The 7,305-nt window shown below is 76.6% G+C and carries 1 protein-coding gene and 1 pseudogene; both read left to right on the top strand.

Translation table 11 applies throughout. From position 1 onward, the window contains the following. Nucleotides 1–603: phosphopantetheine-binding protein (locus AE652_RS21210; protein ID WP_049653880.1), on the top strand; the 603-nt coding region annotated here is incomplete at its 5' end. Nucleotides 604–632: 29 nt separating this feature from the next. After that, nucleotides 633–7,305: pseudogene (locus AE652_RS49040) on the top strand (SDR family NAD(P)-dependent oxidoreductase); the annotation flags it as partial.

The following is a 7,305-nucleotide window of genomic DNA, read 5'->3' as shown; positions in this document are numbered from 1 at the left end:
CTGGCCCCGGAGCGGGACGGCCCGGCCGCCGCGGCCGAGGACGGGAACGCGCTGGCGGCCAGGCTGGCCGGCGTCTCCGCGGCGGAGCGCGAACGCGTCCTGCTGGAGCTGGTCCGCCGGCTCACCGCGGAGGTGCTCGGGCACCGCGGGCCGGAGGCGGTGGAGCCCCGGAAGGGGTTCCTGGAGCTGGGGTTCGACTCGCTGACGGCGGTCGAGCTGCGCAACCGCCTCGGCGGCGCCACCGGCCTCCCGCTGCCCGCCACGCTGCTCTTCGACCACCCGGACCCGGTGGCGCTGGCCGCCCTGCTGGCGGGCCGGCTGGCCCCGGTGGAGGACACCGCCGGGGAACCGGACGTGTTCGCCGGGCTGGACGCGCTGGAGGCGGCGCTCACGGACTCCGGGCTGGACGACGAGGACGGCCGCCGGGTCACCGTCAGGCTGGAGACCCTGCTGGCCAAGTGGCGCGAGTTCAGGGGTGCAGGGGTGGCGGTCAGGGGTGTCCCGGCCCCGGGTGCGGCTGCCACTGTCGAGGCGGACCTCGAACTGCAAGCCGCATCGGTGGATGAGGTGCTCTCCCTGATAGATGCGGAATTCGGCCTCTGAGCGGACAACCGCTGCCTGGAAGGTGTGCAATGCCGACGGATGACAAGGTCGTCGATTACCTCAAGAAGGTGACCGCAGACCTGCGGCGGACGCGTCAGCGGGTCCGCGAGCTGGAGGCCGCGGAGCACGAGCCGATCGCGATCGTCGCGATGAGCTGCCGCTTCCCCGGCGACGTCGGGACACCCGAGGAGCTGTGGCGGCTGCTCGCCGACGGCCGTGACGCGGTCGGCGGGTTCCCCGCCGACCGCGGCTGGGACACCGACCGGCTGCTCGGCGGCAACGCCGACGGCACCGGCGCCTCGTACGTCCGCGAGGGCGCGTTCCTGTACGGGGCCTCGCGGTTCGACGCGGGGTTCTTCGGGATCAGCCCGCGCGAGGCGCTGGTCATGGACCCGCAGCAGCGGCTGCTGCTGGAGACCTCCTGGGAGGCCTTCGAGCGGGCCGGCATCGACCCGCGGTCGCTGCGCGGCAGCCGGACCGGCGTCTTCGCCGGCACCAACGGGCAGGACTACGCGGCGCTGGTGACCAGGGCCCCGGAGGCGGCCGAGGGGTACCTGGCGACCGGCATCGGCGCCAGCGTGGTCTCCGGCCGCATCTCCTACACCTTCGGTCTCGAGGGCCCGGCGGTCCCCGTGGACACCGCCTGCTCCGCCTCGCTGGTCTCCCTCCACCTCGCCGTCCAGGCGCTCCGCCAGGGCGAGTGCTCGCTCGCCCTGGCGGGCGGGGTCACGGTGATGTCGACCCCGCTGTCCTTCGTGGAGTTCTCCAAGCAGCGCGGGCTCGCCTCGGACGGGCGCTGCAAGGCGTTCGCCGAGGCCGCGGACGGCACCGGCTGGGGCGAGGGCGCCGGCATGCTGCTGCTGGAGCGGCTCTCCGACGCCCGCCGCAACGGGCACCCGGTGCTCGCGGTGGTCCGCGGCAGCGCCGTCAACCAGGACGGCGCGTCCAGCGGTCTGACCGCCCCCAACGGCCCCTCCCAGCAGCGGGTCGTCCGCCAGGCCCTGGAGAACGCCCGGCTCTCCACCACCGACGTGGACGCCGTCGAGGCGCACGGCACCGGCACCCGGCTCGGCGACCCGATCGAGGCCCAGGCGCTGCTCGCCACCTACGGGCAGGACCGCGAACGGCCGCTGCTGCTCGGCTCGGTGAAGTCCAACATCGGGCACACCCAGGCCGCCGCCGGCGTGGCCGGCGTGATGAAGATGGTGCTGGCCATGCGGCACGGCCTGCTGCCGCGGACCCTGCACGTGGACGCGCCGTCCTCGCAGGTGGACTGGACGGCCGGGTCGGTGGACCTGCTCACCGAGGCCCGGGAGTGGCCGGAGACCGGCCGTCCGCGCCGGGCCGGCGTCTCCTCGTTCGGCGTCAGCGGCACCAACGCCCACGTCATCCTCGAACAGGCCCCCGAGGAGCAGCCCCCGCCGGCCGCACCGACCGGGCACGGCGCCCTGCCGTTCCTCCTCTCCGCCAAGACCGACCAGGCCCTGCGCGACCAGGCCCGCCGCCTGCGCGACCACCTGGACACCGAGGCCGCCTCGGCCGACCTCGGCCTCTCCCTCGCCGTCTCCCGCACACAGTTCGCCCACCGCGCGGCCGTGGTCGCCGCGGACGCCGCCGAACTCGCCGCCGCCCTGGAGGCGTTCGCGGCCGGCGAGGAGCCCGCCCCGCTGGTCTCCGGCACGGCCGACGTGACCGGCAAGACCGTCTTCGTCTTCCCCGGCCAGGGCTCGCAGTGGGTCGGGATGGCCGTCGAACTCCTCGACAGCGAGCCGGTGTTCGCCGCACGGATCACCGAATGCGCCGACGCCCTCGCCGAGTTCACCGACTGGAAGCTCATCGACGTCCTCCGCGGCGCCGACGGCGCCCCCGGATACGACCGGGTGGACGTCGTCCAGCCCGCCCTCTGGGCCGTCATGGTCTCCCTCGCCGCGCTCTGGCAGGCGCACGGCGTCCAGCCCGACGCCGTCATCGGCCACTCCCAGGGCGAGATCGCCGCCGCCACCGTCGCCGGCGCCCTCACCCTCCAGGACGGCGCCCGCACCGTCGCCCTGCGCTCCCAGGCCATCACCGCCATCGCCGGAAACGGCGGCATGGTCTCCGTCGCCCAGCCCGCCGGGGAGATCGACCTCCCCCCCTGGCAGGACCGGATCTCCGTCGCCGCCGTCAACGGCCCCAGCTCCACCGTCGTCGCCGGAGACGCCGACGCCCTCGACGAGCTCCAGGCCGCCCTCGACGCCCGGGGCGTCCACGCCCGCCGCGTCCCCGTCGACTACGCCTCGCACTCCGCCCACGTCGAGCGGATCCAGGACGAGCTGCTCACCCTGCTCGCCCCGGTCGCCCCCCGGACCTCCGAGGTGCCGTTCTACTCGACCGTGGACGACGCCTGGCTGGACACCGTCCGGCTGGACGCCGCGTACTGGTACCGCAACCTGCGCCGGACCGTCCGGCTGGAGGAGGCCGTCCGCGCCCTCGCCGCCGACGGCCACGCCTTCTTCGTCGAGGTCAGCCCGCACCCGGTGCTCGCCTCCGCCGTGCAGGACACCCTGGACGCCGCCGAGGCCACCGCCGTCGCGACCGGCACCCTGCGCCGCGACCACGGCGGCCCCGCCCGGTTCCGTTCGGCGCTCGCCGCCCTGCACGTCCGGGGGCGCACGGTCGACTGGCCGACCGTCTTCCCCGGCGCGCGGCGGACCGACCTGCCCACCTACCCCTTCCAGCACGAGCGGTACTGGCTGGAGGCCACCGCCTCCAACGGGGACGCCGTCGACCTCGGCCTCGGCTCCGCCGACCACCCGCTGCTCGGCGCCTCGCTCACCCTCGCCGACGACGACGGCCTGCTGCTCACCGGCCGGCTCTCGCTGCGCACCCACCCCTGGCTGGCCGACCACGCCGTGCTCGGCTCGGTCCTGCTGCCGGGCACCGCCTTCCTCGACCTGCTCGTCCACGCGGGCGACCAGGCCGGCTGCGACCGGGTCGACGAACTCGCCCTGGAGAGCCCGCTGGTGCTCCCGGAGACCGGCGGGATCGCCCTCCAGGTGCGGGTCGGCCCGGCCGACGAGAGCGGCCGGCGCGAGGTCACCGTCCACTCCCTCCGGGAGGACGCGCCGCTGGACGCGCCCTGGGTCCGGCACGCCAGCGGCTGGCTCGCCCAGGCCGCCGCACCGGCCGCCGCCGAGGACCTGACGGCCTGGCCCCCGGCCGGCGCCACCGCCGTCGACCTGGACGGCTACTACGAGCGGCTGGCCGCGGGCGGTCTCGGCTACGGCCCGGCCTTCCGCGGTCTGCGGGCCGCCTGGCTGGACGGCGACGACATCTACGCCGAGGTCCGGCTGCCCGAGGAGCAGCGCTCCCGGGCCGAGCGCTTCGGGCTGCACCCGGCGCTGCTGGACGCCGCCCTGCACGCGCTGGGCTGCGCCGTGGACGACGGCGAGGGCCTGAACCTGCTGCCGTTCGCCTGGAGCGGGGTGACCCTGCACGCCTCCGGCGCGGCCGAGCTGCGCGTGCGGCTCAGCCGCACCGGCCGGGACAGCGTCTCGCTGCTGGTCGCCGACCGGTCCGGCGCCCCGGTGGCCACCGCCGACTCCTTCGTGCTGCGCCCGATCGGCGCCGTCGGCACGGCCGCCCGGCCCGCCACCCCCGACTCGCTGTTCCGGATCGACTGGACCGCCGTCCCGCTGCCCGAGGACACCGTCGAGCCGTACCGGACCGACGGCCTGGACGCGCTGCCCGCCGAGGTGCCGGCCACCGTCCTGGTGCCGGTCGACGCGCCGGCCGACGGCGGCACCGCCGAGCAGGCCCGGGCCGTCACCCACCGGGTGCTGGAGCTGCTCCAGGCCTGGCTGGCCGAGGACCGCTTCGCGGGGTCCCGGCTGGTCCTGGCCACCAGCGGCGCCGTCGCCGCCCACCCCGGCGAGGCCGTCACCGCCCTGGCCTGCGCCCCGCTCTGGGGCCTGGTCCGCTCCGCGCAATCCGAGAACCCGGACCGGATCGTCCTGGTCGACCTGGACGGCACCGCCGCCTCGGCCGCCGCGCTGCCCGCCGCCCTCGCCACCGGAGAGCCCCAACTCGCCCTGCGCGAGGGGACGGTGCTGGCCGCCCGGCTGGCCCGCGCGGCCACCTCCGGCGCGCTCACCCCGCCCGCCGGCGAGCCCTGGCGGCTGGACACCACCGGGCGCGGCACCCTGGACAACCTCGTCCTGGCCGCCTGTCCGGACACCCTGGAGCCGCTCGCCCCCGGCCACGTCCGGGTCGCCCTGCGGGCCGGCGGCCTCAACTTCCGCGACGTGCTCAACGCGCTCGGCATGTACCCCGGCCAGGCCGGGCTGCTCGGCAACGAGGGCGCCGGCGTCGTCCTGGAGGTCGCCGGGGACGTCACCGCGCTCGCCCCCGGCGACCGGGTGATGGGCATGTTCGCCGGCTCCTTCGGCACCACCGCCGTCACCGACCACCGGCTGCTGGTCCGGATCCCCCGGGGCTGGGACTTCACCGAGGCCGCGTCCACCCCGATCGTCTTCCTCACCGCCTACTACGCGCTGAAGGACCTGGCCGGGCTGCGCCCCGGCGAGTCCGTCCTGGTGCACGCCGCCGCCGGCGGCGTGGGCATGGCCGCCGTCCAGCTCGCCCGCCACCTGGGCGCCGAGGTGTACGGCACCGCCAGCCAGGGCAAGTGGGACGCGCTGCGGCCGCTCGGCCTGGACGACGCCCACCTGGCCGGCTCCCGAACCCTGGACTTCGGCCGCGAGTTCCTGGCGGCCACCGGCGGGCGCGGCGTGGACGTCGTGCTCAACGCGCTGGCCGGCGAGTTCGTCGACACCTCGCTCGGCCTGCTGCCCCGCGGCGGCCGGTTCGTCGAGATGGGCAAGACCGACATCCGGGACGCCGAGGAGGTCGCCACCCGGCACCCCGGCGTCGCCTACCGCGCCTTCGAGCTGTTCGAGGCCGGCCCGGAGCGGATCGCCGCGATGCTCGCCGAGCTGGTCGACCTGTTCGAGGCCGGCGTGCTGCGGCCGCTGCCGATCACCACCTGGGACGTCCGCCGCTCGGTCGACGCCTTCCGGTACGTCAGCCAGGCCCGGCACACCGGCAAGGTCGTGCTGACCGTGCCGCCCGCCCCCGACCCGGACGGCACCCTGCTGATCACCGGCGGCACCGGCACCCTCGGCTCCCTGCTCGCCCGCCACCTGGTCACCGAGCACGGCGTCCGCCACCTGCTGCTCACCAGCCGGACCGGCGCCGACGCCCCCGGCGCCGCCGAGCTCACCGCCGAACTCACCGCCCTCGGCGCCACCGTGACCGTCGCCGCCTGCGACGCCGCCGACCGCGACCGGCTGGCCGCCGTCCTCGCGGACATCCCCGCCGCGCACCCGCTCACCGGCGTGGTGCACACCGCCGGGGTGCTCGACGACGGCGTGATCGGCTCGCTCACCCCGGAGCGGATCGACGCGGTGCTGCGGCCCAAGGTCGACGGCGCGCTCAACCTGCACGAGCTGACGCTCGACCGGGACCTGGCCTGCTTCGTCCTGTTCTCCTCCGCCGCCGGTGTGCTCGGCGGCGCGGGCCAGGGCGGCTACGCCGCCGCCAACACCTTCCTGGACGCCCTCGCCCAGCACCGCCGGGCCCGCGGCCTGGCCGGCTCCGCGCTCGCCTGGGGCCTGTGGGAGCAGCGCAGCAGCATGACCGGGCACCTGGACGCCCGGGACGTCGAGCGGATGAGCGAGGGCGGCATGACCCCGCTCGGCTCGGAGCTCGGCATGGCCCTGTACGACGCGGCCGCCCTGCTGGACGAGCCGCTGCTGCTGCCCGCCGACCTCGACCTGTCCGCCCGGCGCGGCCGGGGCCCCGTCCCGGCGCTGCTGCGCGGCCTGCTCCGGGCCCCGGCCCGGCGCAAGGCCGAGGCGGTGTCCGAGCCGAGCGGCTCGGCGCTGACCCGCAGGCTGGCCGCCCTCCCCGAGGCGGACCGTACGGAGCTGCTGCTGGACCTGGTCCGCGGCCACGCGGCCTCGGTGCTCGGGCACGGCTCGGCGGAGGCGATCGACGCGGACCGCGCGTTCAAGGACCTCGGCTTCGACTCGCTGACGGCGGTGGAGCTGCGCAACCGGCTCGGCACCGCGACCGGGCTGCGCCTGCCCGCCACCCTGGTCTTCGACCACCCGAGCCCGACCGCGCTCGGCCGCCACCTGCGCGCCCGGCTGCTCGACGAGCAGGCCCCGGCGACCGCGGGACCGGCCGCGGCCACCGGCACGACGGCCCGGGACGGCGACCAGGACACCATCGCGATCGTCGCGATGGGCTGCCGCTACCCCGGCGGGGTCGGCTCGCCCGAGGACCTGTGGCGGCTGCTGCGGGCCGGCGGCGACGCCCTGACCGGTTTCCCGGCCGACCGCGGCTGGGAGCCCGGCGGCCAGGGCGGGTTCCTGCACGACGCGGCCGAGTTCGACGCGGCCTTCTTCGGGATCAGCCCGCGCGAGGCGCTCGCATGGACCCGCAGCAGCGGCTGCTGCTGGAGACCTCCTGGGAGGCCTTCGAGCGGGCGGGCATCGACCCGGCCTCGGTGCACGGCACCCGGGTCGGCGTGTTCACCGGCACCAGCGGCCAGGACTACGCCTCGCGGCTGCGCCGCGTCCCCGGCGAGGTCGAGGGCTACCTGGGCAACGGCAGCGCGGCCAGCGTGATCTCCGGCCGGGTGGCGTACACCTTCGGGCT

This window comes from Kitasatospora sp. MY 5-36, from assembly GCF_001182915.1.
GTDB lineage: Bacteria > Actinomycetota > Actinomycetes > Streptomycetales > Streptomycetaceae > Kitasatospora.
The sequence above is the reverse complement of the archived record's forward strand: the minus strand, read 5'-3'. Positions and strand labels throughout refer to the sequence as shown.